The organism is Stenotrophomonas sp. LST15-1-1.1 (assembly GCF_040815575.1).
Taxonomy (GTDB): Bacteria; Pseudomonadota; Gammaproteobacteria; order Xanthomonadales; family Xanthomonadaceae; genus Stenotrophomonas; species Stenotrophomonas lactitubi_B.
The window spans coordinates 361,657-379,874 of record NZ_JBFPNJ010000023.1 but is presented as its reverse complement, the minus strand read 5'-3'; the positions used below and the strand labels follow the sequence as shown (position 1 = coordinate 379,874).

The 18,218-nt window shown below is 66.9% G+C and carries 15 protein-coding genes; 2 read left to right on the top strand and 13 right to left on the bottom strand.

Annotated features, from left to right (window positions below; all coding sequences use genetic code 11):
- Nucleotides 1-121: 121 nt before the first annotated feature.
- The 12 genes from MRBLST15_RS12015 to MRBLST15_RS11960 all read right to left on the bottom strand — a co-directional run bounded on the left by MRBLST15_RS12015 (nt 122) and on the right by MRBLST15_RS11960 (nt 13,825).
- Nucleotides 122-1,456 carry a dicarboxylate/amino acid:cation symporter gene (locus tag MRBLST15_RS12015; RefSeq protein WP_236512711.1) on the bottom strand — a complete coding sequence of 445 codons (1,335 nt, stop codon included), beginning with the start codon at nt 1,454-1,456 and terminating at the stop codon, nt 122-124.
- Nucleotides 1,457-1,513: 57 nt separating this feature from the next.
- Nucleotides 1,514-3,214 (bottom strand): BatD family protein, encoded by a 1,701-nt coding sequence (locus MRBLST15_RS12010; RefSeq protein WP_367785999.1) that lies wholly within the window; start codon nt 3,212-3,214, stop codon nt 1,514-1,516.
- The gene (locus tag MRBLST15_RS12005; protein ID WP_367785998.1) at nt 3,211-5,076 is read right to left on the bottom strand and encodes a VWA domain-containing protein; all 1,866 of its coding nucleotides are present in this window, start codon (nt 5,074-5,076) and stop codon (nt 3,211-3,213) included. Before MRBLST15_RS12005 ends, MRBLST15_RS12010 begins: the two co-directional genes overlap by 4 nt.
- Nucleotides 5,073-6,077, bottom strand: a complete 1,005-nt coding sequence (locus MRBLST15_RS12000; protein ID WP_367785997.1) for a vWA domain-containing protein — start codon at nt 6,075-6,077, stop codon at nt 5,073-5,075. The genes MRBLST15_RS12005 and MRBLST15_RS12000 overlap by 4 nt, the downstream gene beginning before the upstream one ends.
- Entirely contained in the window at nt 6,074-6,523 is a 450-nt protein-coding gene (locus MRBLST15_RS11995) for a DUF4381 domain-containing protein (RefSeq protein ID WP_367785996.1), read from the bottom strand. Before MRBLST15_RS11995 ends, MRBLST15_RS12000 begins: the two co-directional genes overlap by 4 nt.
- On the bottom strand, nt 6,520-7,449 hold the full coding sequence (locus MRBLST15_RS11990) for a DUF58 domain-containing protein (RefSeq protein ID WP_367785995.1): 930 nt from the start codon (nt 7,447-7,449) through the stop codon (nt 6,520-6,522). Before MRBLST15_RS11990 ends, MRBLST15_RS11995 begins: the two co-directional genes overlap by 4 nt.
- Nucleotides 7,450-7,457: 8 nt before the next feature.
- Nucleotides 7,458-8,483: an AAA family ATPase gene (locus MRBLST15_RS11985; protein WP_367785994.1), complete on the bottom strand. Its 1,026-nt coding sequence runs from the start codon at nt 8,481-8,483 to the stop codon at nt 7,458-7,460.
- A gap of 200 nt (nt 8,484-8,683) precedes the next feature.
- Nucleotides 8,684-10,663: a type IV pilus secretin PilQ gene (locus tag MRBLST15_RS11980; protein WP_265952049.1), complete on the bottom strand. Its 1,980-nt coding sequence runs from the start codon at nt 10,661-10,663 to the stop codon at nt 8,684-8,686.
- 21 nt (nt 10,664-10,684) lie between these two features.
- Entirely contained in the window at nt 10,685-11,191 is a 507-nt protein-coding gene (locus MRBLST15_RS11975) for a pilus assembly protein PilP (RefSeq protein ID WP_080150643.1), read from the bottom strand.
- Nucleotides 11,192-11,217: 26 nt separating this feature from the next.
- Entirely contained in the window at nt 11,218-11,874 is a 657-nt protein-coding gene (locus MRBLST15_RS11970; protein WP_265952048.1) for a type 4a pilus biogenesis protein PilO, read from the bottom strand.
- Complete coding sequence (locus MRBLST15_RS11965) at nt 11,871-12,767, bottom strand: PilN domain-containing protein (RefSeq protein ID WP_367785993.1); 897 nt, start codon at nt 12,765-12,767, stop codon at nt 11,871-11,873. Before MRBLST15_RS11965 ends, MRBLST15_RS11970 begins: the two co-directional genes overlap by 4 nt.
- Nucleotides 12,767-13,825: a pilus assembly protein PilM gene (locus MRBLST15_RS11960; protein ID WP_032951624.1), complete on the bottom strand. Its 1,059-nt coding sequence runs from the start codon at nt 13,823-13,825 to the stop codon at nt 12,767-12,769. Before MRBLST15_RS11960 ends, MRBLST15_RS11965 begins: the two co-directional genes overlap by 1 nt.
- A gap of 217 nt (nt 13,826-14,042) precedes the next feature.
- Between MRBLST15_RS11960 and MRBLST15_RS11955 the strand changes: the two genes are divergently transcribed.
- Together MRBLST15_RS11955 and MRBLST15_RS11950 are read left to right on the top strand one after the other, a co-directional pair.
- On the top strand, nt 14,043-16,469 hold the full coding sequence (locus MRBLST15_RS11955; protein ID WP_205406299.1) for a penicillin-binding protein 1A: 2,427 nt from the start codon (nt 14,043-14,045) through the stop codon (nt 16,467-16,469).
- Between the two features lie 237 nt (nt 16,470-16,706).
- A complete protein-coding gene (locus MRBLST15_RS11950; protein WP_089236654.1) occupies nt 16,707-17,351 on the top strand; it encodes a hypothetical protein in 645 nt (214 codons plus the stop codon).
- Nucleotides 17,352-17,427: 76 nt separating this feature from the next.
- On the opposite strand, the gene MRBLST15_RS11945 is transcribed toward MRBLST15_RS11950, so the two are convergent.
- Nucleotides 17,428-18,165 carry a hypothetical protein gene (locus tag MRBLST15_RS11945; protein ID WP_265952046.1) on the bottom strand — a complete coding sequence of 246 codons (738 nt, stop codon included), beginning with the start codon at nt 18,163-18,165 and terminating at the stop codon, nt 17,428-17,430.
- Nucleotides 18,166-18,218 lie beyond the last annotated feature (53 nt).

Genomic DNA, 18,218 nt, shown 5'->3' with positions numbered 1-18,218 from the left:
AAGGCGGTCGTGCCGGCCGCTGGCCGGCAACTTCATGATTTCCGCTGGATTCCGCCTATGAAAAGGGGTCGGAGCCCTTCCCTGCGGAAAGGGCTCCGACCCCGATCAGGTATTGCCTGAATCAGTTGTCCAGACGGGCCGCGGCGGCAGCGGCCTCGGCCGGAGTGTCCGGCGCTTCGCCCTTGGCCACTAGGGTGGTCAGGGCCAGATCGCCGGTCACGTTCAGCGCGGTGCGGCACATGTCCAGGAAGTGGTTCACGCCCAGGATCAGGCCGATGCCCAGCGGATTGACGCCGACCATCGCACAGATCATCGCCACCACCGGCAGCGAGCCGGACGGCACACCGGCCGTGCCGATGCCACCGAGGATGCAGACCGCCATCACCATGACCTGCTGGCCGATGCTCAGGTCCACACCGAAGAACTGGGCCAGGAAGATCACCGTCACGCCCTCGAACAGCGCGGTGCCGTTCTGGTTGGCGGTGGCGCCCACGGTCAGTACGAAGCGCGACACGCGCTGCGGCAGGCCCATCTGGTCGGCCACGCGCAGCGCGGTCGGCAGGGTGGCGTTGCTGGAGGCAGTGGAGAAGGCCATCACCGTGGCCTCCTGGGTCTGCCGGAAGAACGCCAGCGGCGAACGCCCCGACAGCCATACCGCGGTGCCGTAGGTCACCACCATGTGCAGGCCCAACGCCAGCACCACCACGCCCACGTAGGCACCCAGGCGGATGATCAGGTCGAAGCCGAACAGCGCGGCCAGGTTGAACATGAAGCAGGCCACGGCATACGGCGCCAGGCGGATGACCAGGTTGATCAGGGTCATCGAGATTTCGAATACGCCTTCGATGGCGCGACGCAGCGGGGCCACCTTGGCCTCGTCGGTCAGCACCATGCCGATGCCGAACATCAGCGCAAAGAACATCAGCGACAGGATCGCGCCATTGTCCGAAGCGGCCTGCAGCACGTTGCTCGGCACGATCGACAGCAGCATGTCCATGCCCTTCGGCGTGCCATGGATGCCAGCCACGATTTCCTTGCTGCGCTCGGCGTTCTCCGACAGCATCAGCGCGGCCACCTGCGGGTCGACGCCGGCACCGGGCTTGAGCAGGTTGACCAGCACCAGGCCGATGCCCACGGCGATGCCGGACAGCAGCACGGTGTAGGCCAACGTCTTCCAGCCGATGCGGCCAAGGGCGCGGATGTCGCCCATCTCCGACACGCCCATGATCAGCGCCGAGAAGATCAGCGGCACGATCAGCATGAAGATCAGGTTGAGGAACAGGCCCGAAGCCGGGGTGGTGATGTAGTCCATTACCCACTTGGCACCGGTCTGCAGGCCTTCGACGCTGCCGCCCAGGGCATGCACGATCAGTCCCAGGACCAGGCCGATCGCAAAGCCGATGCCCATCTTCCAATGCAGGGGCAACTTCTTCTTGTCGGCAGCAGCTGCTGTCATGCGCGGGATTCCTCGAAAAATGAATCTACTCTAACAAAGCGCGCAAGCCGCGCCGGTTCAGGGTTGCCGCGGTGGATACAGCGGCGGCAGCCCAGTGTCGACGGCGCTGGTGGCGGCCGACCAGTGCGGTCCGTCACGGAAGCTTTCGCGCAGGCGGGACCGCAGCGCGGTGACATCGCCCACCCCGCCCCAGCGCGCCTGCTGCAACGCCTGCAGGGTCTGCCGCTGGGCCGGGTCGGCCAGGCGCTCGATCACCTGTTCCAGGCGCTCCACGCCCGCCATCGAACACAGCAGCGCCTCCACCTGGTCGAAGCCCTCGCCATCGATGGCCCGGCGCAGCTCGGCCACACTGGCACGCGACGACGGCGCAGGTGCAGTAGCCCCAGTGCGGAGAACCGGGCGGGCATGGGCGACCGCATGGCGCCCACGGCGCCATCCCCATGCCAGGGTCAACAGCCACAGCAGGGCCAGACCCGCGGCGGCGGCCATCCACGGCCACGGCCGGGTACCTGGTGCGGTCGGTGCAAGAGAGGATGCAACGGCAGGTGGGGCGTCTTCCGGCAGCGCGGCATCGGTATCGATGGATTGCGCAACGGGCGCGCCGGCCCGGCCCGCCACCACGGCCAGCTGCAGATCCGGCAGGCCGGCCTGCTGGGCACTGCCGCTGTCCACGTTCCACCACGCCACGCGCGGCCCCGGCACACGCAGCGATCCAACCTGCCGCGGCACGATCGAATAGCGTCGGGTGATCTTCAGGCGTGGCGTACTGCCGTTGAAGGTCTCCTCGTACTGGGCCGGTTCGGCGAACACCTGAGCGGCATCGCCGAGGTCGGGCACGGGCAGATCGGTGAACTGGGCCCGGGTAGCGCCGTTGGCGATCGCTTCGACCATCACGGTGGCCGCTTCGCCCGTGCGCGCAGTGCTGGGGGCGGCGGTGTAGCGCAGCTGCAGGCTGTGCAGGGGCAGCCACGGCTGCACGGCCTGCGCCGGTTGCGCCTGCACCTGCAGCGTGCGTTCGGCACCGACGGCATTCATGCGGCCATCGCCACCGTTGCCGAAGAAGTCATCGAAGAAGCCACCTGCACTGCGGCCGGTGAAACGCGCGCCGGGCAGGCGCAACGTACCGCTGCGCTCGGGGATCAGCAGGAAGCGACGCTCGACCACGTTGTAGCGACGGCCGTTGACCTGGCGCACGTCACTGCGATCCTCGCCCACCCGTTGCAGCGACGCGCCACTGGGGGTGTCGAGCACCAGTTCGCCCGACGCCAGCTGCGAAGCGAAGTACAACCTGACCACCACGCCCACGCTTTGCTGCACGTAGGGCGTCGGGTCATCCACCTCGGTTTCGATGAAGGCGGTGGCATTGCTCTGCGGGGTCGCCACCACGGCATCACTTACCTGCAGCACCAAGGGCACCGTGCGTGCACTGCCGACCTGCAACGAGGGCACCTGCAGCGTACCGGTGCGGCGCGGCGTCAACGCAACCGTATAGAGGTTGCGCTGCTGGACGCCGCCGTTGCTCCACTGCACCTGGCGATTGCTGCTCTGCGCGCTGATCGCGAAATCGGCATTCAACGGTGCATAGTCCGGTGCACCTTCGTCGGTCTCGATGTGCAGGGTGACCGCATCACCGGCGGCGATGCTGTCCTGTTCCAGCCAGGCGCGCGTCTGCGCCATGGCCACCATCGGCAGCCACAGCAGCAGCATCGCCAGCACAGGCAGAGGCCACCGGAATTGCCTGCTTGCCATGCCTGTCATCGCCCTTCCCTCTTTCTACGTTCGTTTTCCAACTGGAACTTGGCCCGCAGCAATGCCCCCGGATCATCCGGTACGCGCCGCATCCAGGCCTCCACGGCCTGCTGTTCCTCGCGCTGTTGCGGCGTGCCGCCATCGCCGCGCACTGCCGTCTTGCCAGCCTCACCGGCGCGCGCCTGCTGCAGGGCCTGCTGCATGCGCTGACGCTGCTGGGCGTCGGCCTGCGCCTGGGCCTGCGCGTCGGACGCCTGCGGCGGCTCCTGCTTCGCACCCTGCTGGCCGGAACCTGCAGACGCCGGATTCTGCTGGCCCTTCTGTTCCTGCGGTTGCTGCTGACCTTGCTGGCCCTGTTGCGGATTCTGCTGGCCCTTCTGTTCCTGCTGACCCTGTTGCGGATTCTGCTGGCCCTGCTGGCCTTGCTGACCTTGCTGGCCCGGTTGATTCTGCGGCTGGCCCTGCTGCGGCTTCTGCCGCCCCTTGCCCTGCCCCTGGCTGTTGTTCGACGGCGGTTTGCGCTTGCGCGCAGCGTCGACCACGGCGCGGTTGGCGATGGCATCGGACATCTGCGGGTGCCGCGCCAAGGCCTTGTCGTAGGCGGCAATGGCGCCGTCGTAGTCACCCTGGCGGGCAAGCACGTTGCCGAGGTTGTACCAGCCAGCGTCGCTGTCGATGCCTTCGAACTGCTTGCGGGCAGTAGCGAAATCACCTTGGCGGTAGGCCTGGACGCCCGCAGCCAGGCGCGCATGCTCACGCTGGTCGGCACGCTCCCACAGCGTGCCCGCTGCAGGTGACGGCGCAGCTGTCGGCGCGCGCGGCTGCGCCTGCAGCTGCCCGCTCAAGGGCAGAAGACCCACGGCCAGCACTGCCGCCAGCACCGCGCGGCGGCGGAACGCCAGTAGTGCCAACAGCATCACCGGCGGCAACAACCAATAGCCTTCGTCCTGCCATTGCCGGGCCTGTCCGGGCCGCTGCAGTGCGCCGCCATCGCTGGCATCCAGCACGCCCAATGCCTGCAGGTCGCGATCATCGCTGGCGATGCGCTGGTAACGCCCGCCGCCAGCAGTGGCGACGGCACGCAGGCTGGTTTCATCCAGGGCGGCCTGAGCGATCTGGCCTTGACCATCGCGATAGGCGGCGCCGGACGGCGTGCCCAGGCCCAGCACAGACACCTGCAGGCCGAGACCACGCGCCTGCGTTGCCGCAAGCATCGCTTCGCTGTCGGCCTGGTCGCTGACCAGGAGAATCCGGCCACGCAGAGCACCGGTCTGCCGCAGCAACCGCACCGCCCAGTCGATGCCACGATCAGCGCGCTGGCCATCGCGCGGCATCACCTCCGGCGCCAGCGCGTCCAGGTACAGCGCCACGTTGGCCGCGTCGTCGGTCAACGGCGCCACGGTATAGGCGTCTTCGGCATACACCACCAGACCCACCTGCCCGCCTTGGCGGGCGCGCAGCAACGCACCGATCTTCGCCCGCGCCTGCAGCAGGCGCGAGGGAGGAAGGTCGGTTGCGGTAATGCGGCTGGAGAGATCCAGCACCACCACCAGCGGTGCGCTGGCCTGATAGACCGGCTGCGCCTGCTGCCGCCAGCTGGGTCCAGCCATCGCCAGTGCAGCCAGGGTCCAGCCCAGCAGCAACGCCCAGGGCAGGCGCGCGCGTCGCTTCCCCTCAGCGGTCAGCAGATGGGACAGCAGGTGGGCGTCGACTGCCTGTCGCCAAGCATCGCTGCGCCGGTGCCGGTATACAGCCACCGCCACGATCAGCGGCAGTGCTGCCAGCATCCACAACATGTCCGGGCGCAGGAAATGCAGCGCGCTCCAATCGAACGCGCTCCAGTCGGGCATTTTCAGCAAGGTGGCGCTCATCGGCGGCGCTCCGGCCATACCCACGCCAACGCGCCCAGCAGCAACGCGACAGCCAACGGCCATGCATAGCGCTCGTCGCGCGGACGCAGTGTCGGCCCCTTCGCGGCGATCGGCTCCAGCCTGTCCAGTTCGGCATAGATGCCGGCCAGCTGGTCGGTGTCACGCGCACGGAAGAAGCGACCACCGGTCATCTCGGCGATCCTGCGCAGCGTTGCCTCGTCCACCGGGTCGCGGTCGGCGGCCACGGGAATGCCGAAGAACCGCGCGCTACCGTCGCTGCCAAAGGCCACGGTGTGCACGCGCACGCCTTCGGCACGCGCCAACTCGGCCGCGCGCAGCGGTTCCAGCACACCGGCGTTGCTGACGCCGTCGGTCAGCAGGATCAGTACACGCTGCCCTTCGGGCTGGTTGCGCAGGCGTTTGACCGCCAGCGCGATGGCATCACCAATGGCCGTCTCGCGTCCGGCAAGACCGACCACGCTGTCGCGCAGTTGATCGCGCACGCTGGACAGATCCGCGGTCAACGGCGTGAGTGTGTAGGCACGATCGCCGAACACCAGCAGGCCGACGCGATCGCCGGCACGACGGTCGAGGAAATCAGCCAGCACCGCCTTGGCAGCGGTCAGACGCTCGACCGGCTGTGCGCCAAGCACCATGTCCGGCTCGCTCATGCTGCCGGATACGTCCATCGCCAGCATCATCTGCCGGCCTTCCTGTGGCGGGGTGATCGCCTCACCCAGCTGCTGCGGGCGCGCCATCGCCACGCACAGCGCCAGCCAGCCCAACCACAGCAAACCGCTGCGCAACCAGGAAACCCCGATGCGCCCGCCACCGGCCAGTGCTTCCAGTTCGGCAGCGGCGTACGGCACGCGCAGCGCCGCGCCCGGTTCGGCACGCCGTTTCCACGCATACATCAGGATCGGCAACGGCAGTGCCAGCAGTGCCAGCGGCCACGCCAGCTGCAGATCCGGCCAGGGCCAGTAAGCTGCCAGCGCGCTCATCGACGGCGCTCCTGCAGCAACACCAGATAACGCGCCCGCGCCCACGCGCGCACGTCGGCCACAGCAGCGGCATCCACGTGAGGACGATAGGCACCCTCGGCCAGCAGAGTGCGCTGCGCAGGCGGAAGAGTGTCCTTGGGATCGACATGCTGCCACCACGCGTCATCGCGTAGTGCTTCGCTGCCGGGGCGTGCCTGACGCGCCGCACGCCGCAGCAGGCTGGCGATGGCTGCCAGTTCCGACGGCGCGCCGTTCACGGCCGCAATCTCCTGATCGAACACACGCATCCACTGTTGGTGTCGGCGACGACGACGCCATGCCAGCACAGCAAAAATTGCCAGCAGCAGCAGAACCAGTGCGATCAGCATCAGCCAGCCAGGTGCGGGTGGCCACCACGCTGGCGAGGTCGGCAACTGCACATCACGCAGCGGCAGGGAGGCACTCATGCCGGCACCTCGGTCGGTGCCGGTGCCAGCCAGGCGTCGCTGGCCGCATTGGTGGAAAGCACCTGCACATCGACACGGCGCGCGGCAAGCTGGCTGCGCAGCTGCTGCAGGGGCTCGACGAAATGCGCTTGCCAGTGCGCCTGCACATCGCTGCGGCGCAGATCCAGGCCGATGCGCTGCTGAGCGGCAAGAAACTGCAAGGGGGCCGCCGGCGGTTGCAGCTCCAGCGGATCGACCAGCAGCAGCAGGCTGAGGTCATGGTGCTGCGCAAGTGCGCTCCAGCGTGCTGGCGGAATGCGGATCGCCTGCTGCGGATCAGCCAGCACCAACATCCGTGCGCCAGGCCGCAGCACCCTCCCGGCATGGTCCAGCGCGCGCTCCAGGCCGAGGTCATCGGCGGGTGGCTGCGCGTACCAGCGCGTGAGTGCGTCGAGTACGCGCAGTACCCCACGGGCACCACCGGCCGGGGCGATCGGTGCTTCACGATCACTGCCGCGCAATGCACCGATGCGGTCGCCGCGACGCTGTGCGGACCATGCCGCAACGGCACCCGCGCGCGCGGCCTGCACCGACTTGAAGCGCACACGGGTACCGAAGTACAGCGCAGGCGACGTATCGGCAACGATCAGGGTGACCCGCTCGCGTTCCGCCTGGAACAGCTTGGTATGCGTGCGACCAGTGCGCGCGGTGACGCGCCAGTCGATGTGGCGCGCGTCGTCGCCCGCCACGTATTCGCGCGATTCTGCATATTCCATGCCGCGTCCGCGCAGCGGCGAAGGTGCCTGGCCTGCGCTGCCCGCGCGCCCTCGACGAGGCGGCGGCGGACGCTGTGCCAGGCGGCGCAATGCCACCAGCTCGGCCAGCTGCGGTCGCAGACCATCGCCTTCGCTGGTTCCCGGAGCAGGTCCGTTGGTCGTGCCGGTCATGCGCGCACTCAGGGTGCCGGTACCCGGGCCAGCAGCTCCTGCACCAGGCGCTCACCATCCCACCCTTCGGCAACGGCTTCATAGCTGGGCAGGACCCGGTGGCGCAGCACGTCGGCGGCCACGGCACGCACGTCGTCGGGGGTGACGAAATCACGCCCAGCCAACCACGCCCGTGCCCGTGCGCACCGTTCCAGTGCGATGGAGCCACGGGGGCTGGCGCCCCAAGCGATGCGGCGCGCCAGCGAGGCGTCGTAGCGCGAAGGATCGCGCGAGGCCAGCACCAGCTCGATCAGATAGCGCTCCAGCGCGGGGGCCATGTGCAGTTCCAGCACTTCGCGGCGCGCATCGAAGACATCCTGCATCGGCAGCTTTTCCGGCGCCGCTGCGGCCTCGCCAAGCGCGCCCCGGGCGCGCTCGCGGGCCAGCCGCAGGATCTCCGACTCGGCCGTCTGGTCTGGATAACCAATGCGCACGTGCATCAGGAATCGATCCAGCTGCGCTTCCGGCAGCGGGAACGTGCCTTCCTGCTCGATCGGGTTCTGCGTGGCCATCACCAGGAACAGCGACGGCAGCGCGTAGGTGTGGCGGCCAACGGTGACCTGGCGTTCACCCATCGCTTCCAGCAGCGCGGACTGCACTTTGGCCGGCGCGCGGTTGATTTCATCGGCCAGCAGGATCGGATGGAAGATCGGCCCCGGCACGAACTCGAAACGGCCTTCCTGCGGGCGCCAGATCTCGGTGCCGGTCAGATCGGAAGGCAGCAGGTCCGGAGTGAACTGCACCCGTGCGAAGTCTGCTTCCAGCCGCGCCGCCAAGGCCCGGATGGCCGTGGTCTTGGCCAGGCCCGGCGCGCCTTCCACCAGCAGGTGGCCATCGGCCAGCAAGGCGATCAGCAGGCGTTCAACCAGCGCCGCCTGGCCAACGATCTCGGCCGACAGTGCATCGCGCAGGTTGCTGAAGGCCGCATGCAGGCGCGAGATGACGGGGGCAGGCGGCGGAGAAATGGATTCGGGCATCGGCGGAGGCAGGTTCATGGGGGCCTTTGACCGGCGCAGGATGGCTCGGGTTCCCCACATCATCGCAGGCCGTCCGGCTGCTGGCATCAAGAACGGCTGAACAGCCTCCACGCATGGCGTGGATCTACTCGCCCATCCATGCATGGGGTGGATCTACTGGCACAAACGACGCGGGGCCGCACGTGGCGGCCCCGGTCGGATGCAACAGGTGCAACGTCTCAGTTCTGGCGGGCCACGCGCAGGACCTTCGGGGTCACGAACACCAGCAGTTCGGCCTTGTCCTTGTTGCGACCACGCTTCTTGAACAGGTTGCCGAGGAAGGGCACATCACCCAGGAACGGCACCTTGCTGACACTGTTGCGATCGGTGAACTCATACACGCCACCGATCACCACGGTCTGCCCATCTTCCACCAGCACGGCGGTATTGACCTCGCGGCGGTTGATGTTGGGCACCTGGCCGTAGCCTTCCAGCACGATGTAGCTTTCGACCTCATCCTTCTTCACCGCCATGTTGAGGAACACGCGGTTGTCGTTGGTGATGGTCGGGGTGACCTTCAGTTCCAGCACCACTTCCTTGAACTGCACGTTCGGGGTGGCAACACCACCGGAACCGCTGGCGCTGATGGTGACGTAGCCGATTTCCTTACCCTGCTTGATCAACGCTTCACGCTGGTTGGTGGTGACCACGCGCGGGTTGGAGATCACTTCGCCACGCGACTCTTCCTGCATGGCCGACAGCTCGACATCCAGCAGATAGCCCGCGTTGAGGATCGACAGTGCAAGCGAGCCCGGGTTGCTGGTCGCAGCCACCGGCAGGTTCCAGTTCAGGCCGCGGGTGATCGCCGAACCGACCGACACCGGCGGCGGGCCTACGCGACCACCGGCTTCCCAGTCACGCTCCGCCTTCCTGTTGGCGTTGTCGGTATCCACCTGCGACTGGCGGGTCTTGGCGTTGGCGTCCAGGTTACCGCTGAAGTACACGTTGTCGCGGCTGCCGCTGATGCCGAACTTGGCACCCAGTTCGCGGGCAAACGTATCGGTGGCGATGACGATGCGGCTCTCGATCAGCACCTGGTCGACCGGGCGGTCGATCACGTTGATCAGCTCGCGCATCCGCGCGATCTTCTTCGGGATGTCGCTGATCATCAGCGTGTTGGTGCGTTCATCCGCGACGATGCGGCCGCGCGAGGACAGGAAGCCGCTGTCTTCCTGCGACATCGAGCCACTGCCACCCTGACCACCACCACCGGCGTTGTTGCCACCGATGCCTTTGGCCTCGGTCAGCGCTTTGAAGATCTGCGTGGCGCTGTGGTAGTTGATCTGGACGTAGTCGGTCACCAGGTCTTCGCGATTCTCGATCGCGATGCGCGCGTCTTCCTTCTCTTGCTCGAACTTGGCCAGTTCGGACTGCGGCGCAACCCACACCACGCTGCCGTCACGGCGTTTGTCCAGGCCCTTGGCACGCAGCACGATATCCAGTGCCTGGTCCCACGGCACGTTGACCAGACGCAGGGTCACATTGCCCTGCACCGAGTCGGAAGCCACGACGTTCAGATTCGACTCTTCGGCAATCAGCTGCAGGACAGTGCGCACGGGCACATCCTGGAAGTTGAAGGTCACCGGCTTGCCGGCGTAGCCGCGCTGCGGCACGCCCTTGGCGGCCTGGGTCACGCTGCCGGCAGTGACTGCGCCAACGGCAGCCTGGGCCTGGCGCGGGCTGATCTCCACCACATACTCGTTGCCACTCTGGTAGGCCAGCGACTCGACCGGACCGCCCGTGCTCAGCACCAGCTGGGTGCCGGCCCCGGACGGCTTGGCGTCGATGCGCTGCACCGGAGTGGCGAAGTCGGTGACGTTCATCGGCTTCTGCAGGTTGGCCGGCAGGCGTGCGTTGCCGACATCGACAACCACGCTGTTGCCCTGGCTGCGCAGGTCGGGCATGGCGCCCTGGCCGTCGAACTGCAGGATCAGGCGGCCCGCGCCGTCATCGCCACGCTTGAAATCGATGCGTGCAACCGACAGGCCTGCCGGCGCAGCGGCCGGCGTGGCTGCCAGCGCCGTGCCGGTCGGCTTTTCCGACGGTGCGGCGGCCAGCGCCGGAGCGCAGGCCAGCATCAACGCGACTCCCAGCGCGCTGATGCGGTTCAAGGTAGAGCGCCGGATGGGACGCAGCCCCTTGGCTTGGTGAAAGGTCATCGTGCTATCCCCAGTAAACGATCATTGATCTTCCAGCGCGAGCGTTGCTGGACGTTCCAGCCAGCCACCCGCGCCATCCGGCACCAGTTCGATCAGCTCCACGCGGTCTTCGAAGACCGCGGTGACCCGCCCGTCGCTCTGCCCCAGGTAACCGCCGGGACGCACCCGGTAAGTCACCTTGTCCGGCCCCATCACCAGCGCCACGGTGCCGGCGCCTGTTCCGATGGTGCCGACCATGTCCAGCGCGTCCAGCGGGAAGCCTTCCATCGGCTCCTTGCGCCGGTTCGGGTCTGGCCGCAGTCCCCCATTCCCCTGCTGCGGGTTGGTCCAGGCATCGGTAAACGGATCGCGCATGCCCTGCGCGGAATACTCGAAGGTCTCGAACTGCTGCATCACCGGCAGCGGCTCCAGCGGCTGTGCCGGTCGCGCACGCTCGCTCTCGACCCACTTTTCCAGGTTGGGTGCATCACCCGGCGTGCTGGTCACGCCGCGACCACAGGCGGCCAGCAGCAGCACCGTCAACGCCATCCCACCACGTGCAATGAAGGAACGGATCACTTCTTTTCCTCCTTGCCCGCTTCAGCCTTCTGCTGTTCCTCGACCTCGGTCTCGTCCAGGTAGCGGTAGGTCTTGACCGTACCGGACAACTCCAGCGCACCGGCACGGATGTTGCCGCCGGTCTTGTCCTTCGGCTTGAGGTTGATGTCGTGCATGGTCAGGATCACGACCCGCGGCAACGAGGCCACGCCGCTGACGAAGGCACCGAACTGGTGGTAACTGCCCACCATCCGCAGCTTGATCGGCTTCTCGGCGTAGAACTCCTTGATCTGCTCCTGTTCGGGCTCAAACAGCTCGTTGGACAGGCCGCTGGACAGCGCGGTCTGCGAGATGTCGATGATCAGGTCCGGCATTTCGGTCTTGCTGGGCAGCTGCCGCAGCATCTGCTGCAGGACCTGCTCCATCTGTGCCAGCTGCTGCTTCAACGGTTCCAGGTTGACCGCACGCTGCTGTTCCTTGGTGAACTCCTCGCGCAGGGTGGTCTCCTGCGACTCCAACCCGGCCAGTTCCTCGCGCTTGCCACTGATCAGCAGCATCCACGCCACGAACATGATCACCACCGCCAGCAACGCGCAGAAGACGATCTTGGCCTGCTGCGGCCAGTTGCCGATGTCGTTGAAATCGAGGTTCTTGATGTCGACTTTCTTGCTCATGCGCGATCCCCCTGCAGCGGGGCGTGGAAGGCCTGCGGCGGCTGCGCCAGGCGGCTGCCCTCAGGCTTGGTTGCCGGTGCGGCGGGCGCAGGCTTGGCCGGCGCAGGTGTTGCCGCTGGTGCCGGGGCCTGTGCCGGAGCCGTTGCAGGCGTGGCTGCCGGTGCCGGCGTCGATCCCGGCTGCGGTGCGGCAGCGGCAGGTGCCGCGGCGTCGGGGCCGGCGCTTAGCGGTGCGACCGTCGGTGCCACCGGCGCGGTGCCGGCCACGCTGCCATCAGGGTTCAGGCCCGGAGTGGTCGCTGCTTCCTCGCTCTGCGCGGGCAGCTTGACCTTGACCTTGAACACGTACGGCAATGCCTTGATGTCAGCCACCGGACCGGTCGCGCGTCCTTCCTTGTCCTTGTCCGGCTCACGCGCCTCGATGATCGCCAGCTCCGGATTGGTCATCCAGCCAGAGACTTCGAGGTTGCGCATGTAGGCCGAGACACGGGCGTTGGACTGGGTGCGGCCTTCCAGCGTCAGCACGTCGCCTTCCTGCTGCAGGGCGGTGAGCACCACGCCATCAGGGATGGTGCGGACCAGCGCATCGAACAGGTGGACCATCTGCGAGCGCTTGGCCTGCAGCTGCTCGATCACGGCCTTGCGGGCCAGCAATCGATTCTTCTGCTCGTCGAGGCGGTCGATTTCCTTGTTCTGCTCCTTGACCTTGTCGATCTCGGTCTGCAGGTAGGCGTTGCGATCGCTCTGCCCGCTGACCTGCATGTCGTAGTAGAACCAGATCAACAGCGACAGCAGCAGGCCACCCAGGGCGGCCATGCCCAACATGATGCCGAACTCACGCTGGCGTTGCTTGCGCCGTTCGGCGCGCCAGGGCAATAGATTGATGCGTGCCATCAGTCAAAGCTCCTCAGCGCCAGACCGGTCGCGATCATCAGCGCGGGGGCGTCCTGGGCCAGCGCGTGCGCCTGCACCTTCGGCCCCAGGGTCATCTGTGCCAGCGGGTTGGCGACCACGGTCGGCACGCCCAGCTGTTCCTCGACCATCTCCGGCAGGCCTGCAAGGGCAGCACAGCCGCCGGCCAGCACGATGTGGTCGACCCGGTTGAATTCGCTGCCGGCGTAGAAGAACTGCAGCAGACGGCTGATCTGCTGCACCGTGGCTTCCTTGAACGGCTCCAGCACTTCCATCTCGTAGCTTTCCGGCAGCCCGCCCTGGCGCTTGGCCAGACCGGCTTCCTCGTAGCTCAGGCCATAGCGGCGCATGATCTCGTCGGTCAGCTGCTTGCCACCGAACACCTGTTCGCGGCTGTACAGGCTGCGGCCACCGCGCAGTACGTTGAGGGTGGTCATGGTGGCGCCGATATCGACCAAAGCAACCACGCCCTCGGCCGACACCGGCAGCTCGCTGGCCACCAGGGCGAAGGCGTTCTCGACCGCGAAGGCCTCCACGTCCATCACCTTGGCCTGCAGGCCCCCCAGTTCCAGTGCGGATTGGCGCAGTTCAACGTTTTCCGAACGCGAGGCTGCCAGCAGCACCTGGACCATTTCCGGGTTGTTCGGGATCGCCCCGATCACCTCGAAGTCCAGGTTCACTTCCTCGATCGGATACGGAATGTAGTTGACCGCTTCCAGCTCGATCTGGGCTTCCATGTCGTTCTCGTCCAGGTCGGCCGGCATCGGGATCACCTTGGTGATCACCGCCGAACCGGCCACGGCCGCAGCGGCCAGCTTGGCCTTGCTGCCGGAACGGTTCATCGCCCGGCGGATGGCCTCTCCCACGGCCTCCACTTCGACGATGTTCTTCTCCACCACCGCGTTCGGCGGCAGCGGTTCCACGGCATAATGTTCCACACGGAAACGGTTGCCGCTACGGGAAAGCTGCAACAGCTTTACCGCAGTCGAACTGATGTCGACGCCAATGAGTGGCGACTGACTTTTTGGGATGAGCCCCACGGTTTCTCCCCTGCCGACGGGCACTTGGACGCAAGAGCTGCGTCCGCGCATTAATAACGTATTCTTAGCAAATGGCAACCGCCCTGCTGTGACATCCCTCACAGGATGAACACGCAGCCCCTGGCGTCCCCTTGCACTCCCCAGTGCCGGCCCCAGCCGCCACCTTGCGTAATCTATACTCTGCGACCACGAAATTCGCAATCGGAATCTGACACCGATGACCCGTCTCCGCCGCTGGCTGCGCTGGATCTTTCTTGTTGTCCTGGTCTTGGCGCTGGTCGGAGCGGCCGCCGTTGGCGGCCTGTACTACGCCGTTTCTTCCAAGCTTCCCGACGTGCAGACCCTGCGCGACGTGGAAATGCAGGAGCCGATGTACGTCTACGCTGCCGATGGCAAGCTGATGGCGGTGTTCGGTGAGACCCGGCGTACCCCCATCACCATGAAGGACGTGCCGGAGAAGCTGAAGCAGGCGTTCCTGGCGACCGAGGATGCCCGCTTCTACGAGCACGGCGGCGTGGACTACAAGGGCATCGGCCGCGCGGTATGGCTGCTGGCCACCACCAACGACAAGCGCGTGCCCGGTGGCTCCACCATCACCCAGCAGGTGGCCCGCCAGTTCTTCCTCAGCTCCGAGTACAGCTACACCCGCAAGCTGGCCGAGATCCTGCTGGCGCGCAAGATCGAGTCCGAGCTGAGCAAGGACGAGATCTTCGAGCTGTACCTGAACAAGAGTTTCTTCGGCAACCGCGCCTACGGCGTGGCGGCCGCTGCCGAGTTCTACTACGGCAAGAAGCTGGGCGAACTGGACCTGGACGAGATGGCCTCGCTGGCCGGCATCCCCAAGTTCCCGTCCTCGGGCAACCCGATCTCCAACCCGGAGCGCGCCCGCCAGCGCCGTGACAACTATGTGCTGCAGCGCATGGCCGACCTGAAGTTCGTCAGCCAGGCCGAGGCCGACGCGGCCAAGGCCGTGCCGATGCATGCCACCGCGCATGAGCCGCCGGTGCAGGTCGATGCCCCATATGTGGCCGAACTGGTGCGCCAGGAGATGATCGCCCGCTTCGGCGGCGACGTGGTCAACAAGGGCTACCACGTCACCACCACGATCGATTCCACCCTGCAGACCGCCGCCAACCTGTCGGTGCGTGACGGCCTGCTGCTGTACGACCATCGCCACGGCTGGCACGGCGTGGAAAAGCAGGTACAGCTGGGCGCCGGCGATGATGCCGCTGCACTGGCAGAGCACCTGCGCGGCATGTTCGGCCAGGCAGGCCTGCTGCCGGCGATCGTCGCCAGCACCGGTGCCGACGGCAGTGCCACCGTGGTCCTGGCCAATCGCAGCGAGATCGTGCTGCCGGCTGGTGCGGCCAAGTGGGCCAACAAGAGCCCGGCCAAGCTGGTGCAGCGTGGCGACATCGTGCGCGTGCGCGCCGGTGCCAAGGAGGGCGAGTGGCTGCTCGACCAGCTGCCGCGCGGCCAGTCCGCGCTGGTCTCGCTGGACGCCCACAGCGGCGCACTGAAGGCCCTGGTCGGTGGCTTCAGCTTCTCCGGCAACAAGTTCAACCGTGCCACCCAGGCCCGTCGCCAGCCGGGTTCGAGCTTCAAGCCGTTCGTCTATGCGGCCGCCTTCGACAAGGGTTACAACCCGGCCTCGATCGTGCTCGACGCCCCGGTCGTGTTCCGCGACCGCCGCGGCAAGACCTGGGCGCCGCAGAACGACGGTGGTGGCTTCCGTGGCCCGATGCGCCTGCGTGAGGCGCTGGTGCAGTCGCGCAACCTGGTCTCGGTGCGCCTGCTTGATGGCATGGGCGTGGACTACGCGCGCAAGTACATCAGCCAGTTCGGCTTTGCCGAATCCGAGTTGCCGCCGAACCTGTCGATGTCGCTGGGCACCGCCTCGCTGACGCCGCTGTCGGTCGCTCGCGGCTATGCCGTGTTCGCCAATGGCGGCTCGCGCGTGGACACCTGGCTGATCGACCAGGTCAACGACCGCGATGGCAACCTGGTGTTCAAGGAAAACCCGGCGATGGCCTGCCGCGACTGCGCGGGCAGCAGCGACCAGCCGGTGAACCAGGTGGTGGACGGCTTCAACTTCGGCGCCCCGGCCCCGAAGGTTGACGCCACCGCCGCCGCCAAGCCGGAAGCCAAGTCCGAAACGCCGGCCGCACCGGTCAACCCGGACGCGCGTACCGCACCGCGTGCGATCGACGCCCGTACTGCCTACCAGCTGGTGTCGATGATGCGCGACGTGGTCCAGCGCGGTACCGGCGCGCAGGCCAAGGTGCTCGGCCGCGAGGACGTGGGCGGCAAGACCGGCTCGACCAACGACCACCGCGATGCCTGGTTCTCCGGCTTCGGCGGCCCGTACGTGACAACCGTGTGGGTGGGCCGCGACGACTTCCGCTCGCTGGGCTACCGCGAATACGGTGGCAAGGCGGCCCTGCCGATCTGGATCGACTACATGCGCACCGCGCTGAAGGACACCCCGATCGCCCAGAACGAACCGCCGAGCGGCATGGTCCAGGCCACCCTCAACGGCGCGGTGGAGTGGGTGAAGGTGGAAGACATGGACCGCCTGACCGACTACGACCTCAACCTGCAGAGCACCCCGCAGGCCGACGCGGCCGCGTTCGATATCTTCTAAAGGCGCAGGTTCGGTGGGTGCCAACCGTTGGTTGGCACTGCCCTTTGTAGAGCCGAGCCCATGCTCGGCTCCGGGGGTCCGCGGTAGAGCAGCCGAGCATAGGCTCGGCTCTACAGCATCAACGGCACCCTCTTGCTCGGGTGAACGCCAACCCTCGTTGGCACCTCCGTTAAATACCCACGCAGATGTCACATGCCTGCGCTAGTCTGTAGCCAGGTCGCAACAGGGAGTCATCGCATGCACCGCGCTCACCAGCATGCTGCCAGCCAGACCCGCGAACGGCGTCATCGCCTCGCCCACGAAGCCGCCCGGCTGATGGCCGAAGGCGGAATCCGCGACTTCCACCAGGCCAAACTCAAGGCCGCCAGCCGCCTCGGCATCCACGACGATGCCTCGCTGCCCCGCAACGTCGAGATAGAACAGGCCCTGCGCGAGTACCAGAGGCTGTTTTCCGGCCCACAACACGGCAACGAACTGCAGCGGCGGCGCGAGTCCGCGTTGCGCGCGCTGGAGTTCCTGCACGGCTTCTCGCCGCGCCTGGCCGGACCCGTGCTTGACGGCACTGCCGATGCCAACAGCCCCGTGCAGCTGCACCTGCACAGCGACGACCCGGAGGCCGTGCATCGCTTCCTGGACGAACATCGCATCCCCGCCGAATCGCGTACGCGGCGCCTGCGGCTGGACCGCGAGCGCAACCTGGACGTACCGGTGTGGGTGTTCAGCGCCGAAGAACTGACCTTCGATCTGGCGGTACTGCCCTACGACGCCCTGCGCCAGGCGCCGCTGTCGCCGGTGGATGAGAAGCCCATGCGCCGGGCGTCGGCCACGCAGTTGCGGCAGTTGCTGGCCGAGACGGAGATCACCGCCTACATCGGCGGCTGACGGACGTAGAGCCGAGCCCATGCTCGGCTCGGGGCTGCCGCGATCTGCGCGGAGGACAGCCGAGCATGGCTCGGCGCTACGGGAAGATCAGCTGTTCCTCGGACGGGGTTGCCAATCGTGCCAGCCACGGCACCGCGGCACGGTACGGGTACTCGGCCATCATGCGCGCATGCATCTTCTGCAGGTCATGCAGGTTCCAGGCGTGCGAGTACACGTCCTGGAAATCATCCGCCCAGCCACTGCGCACGCGCATGCGTTCGCCATCAAGATTCGGTACCAGATACCACGGCACCTGCAGGATCTCGGCCAGGGCCTTGTTGCGTACAGCACTCTCGTGCCCCGACCGCTGCAGCTGTTCGATGCGGAAACTCACGCGGCGGCAGGGAAAAGGCATGCAGGCACCGGTAGCGTTGATGTAGTCGGCGATGTCCGCGTACATGTCCGCCTGCAGCTTCATCGGTACCGGGTCCTGCAGCGTCTGCCGCACCCGCAACGTGCGCTGGGTGCTGCCGCGGATCTCCGCGGCACTGTAGAAAGGATGACCCGGCGTCGTGCCGCCGTGGCGTACCAGCACGATGCGATGGATCGCTTCGTCGGTCAGCACTTCCACCCGCACGGCGGCGGCTTCCGGATGGATGCGCGGCTGCGGCACGTTCACCACGCGCCAGAACCCCCACACCATCAGCCCCATGCAGATCATCAACACCAGGCACGCCAGCGTCCACGTATCCATGTCGTGGGTGACGTAGCGGATGCGGGCGCGCCAGACGTAGTAGCGCCGGTAGGTCATGAAGCGGCTCATGAAGTTGTACATTGCAATCTCCTCTGCAATGGCCCCGGCGCGGCGGGGCTCGTTACGCGCACCAC

Coding starts and splice junctions, on each gene's coding strand:
- MRBLST15_RS12010 (WP_367785999.1), bottom strand. CDS start 3,214: ATGACAGGCATGGCAAGCAGGCAATTCCGGTGGCCTCTGCCTGTGCTG.
- MRBLST15_RS11990 (WP_367785995.1), bottom strand. CDS start 7,449: ATGACCGGCACGACCAACGGACCTGCTCCGGGAACCAGCGAAGGCGAT.
- MRBLST15_RS11975 (WP_080150643.1), bottom strand. CDS start 11,191: ATGGCGTTGACGGTGCTGCTGCTGGCCGCCTGTGGTCGCGGCGTGACC.
- MRBLST15_RS11995 (WP_367785996.1), bottom strand. CDS start 6,523: ATGAGTGCCTCCCTGCCGCTGCGTGATGTGCAGTTGCCGACCTCGCCA.
- MRBLST15_RS11985 (WP_367785994.1), bottom strand. CDS start 8,483: ATGAACCTGCCTCCGCCGATGCCCGAATCCATTTCTCCGCCGCCTGCC.
- MRBLST15_RS11950 (WP_089236654.1), top strand. CDS start 16,707: ATGCACCGCGCTCACCAGCATGCTGCCAGCCAGACCCGCGAACGGCGT.
- MRBLST15_RS12005 (WP_367785998.1), bottom strand. CDS start 5,076: ATGAGCGCCACCTTGCTGAAAATGCCCGACTGGAGCGCGTTCGATTGG.
- MRBLST15_RS11970 (WP_265952048.1), bottom strand. CDS start 11,874: ATGAGCAAGAAAGTCGACATCAAGAACCTCGATTTCAACGACATCGGC.
- MRBLST15_RS12000 (WP_367785997.1), bottom strand. CDS start 6,077: ATGAGCGCGCTGGCAGCTTACTGGCCCTGGCCGGATCTGCAGCTGGCG.
- MRBLST15_RS12015 (WP_236512711.1), bottom strand. CDS start 1,456: ATGACAGCAGCTGCTGCCGACAAGAAGAAGTTGCCCCTGCATTGGAAG.
- MRBLST15_RS11955 (WP_205406299.1), top strand. CDS start 14,043: ATGACCCGTCTCCGCCGCTGGCTGCGCTGGATCTTTCTTGTTGTCCTG.
- MRBLST15_RS11945 (WP_265952046.1), bottom strand. CDS start 18,165: ATGTACAACTTCATGAGCCGCTTCATGACCTACCGGCGCTACTACGTC.
- MRBLST15_RS11980 (WP_265952049.1), bottom strand. CDS start 10,663: ATGACCTTTCACCAAGCCAAGGGGCTGCGTCCCATCCGGCGCTCTACC.
- MRBLST15_RS11965 (WP_367785993.1), bottom strand. CDS start 12,767: ATGGCACGCATCAATCTATTGCCCTGGCGCGCCGAACGGCGCAAGCAA.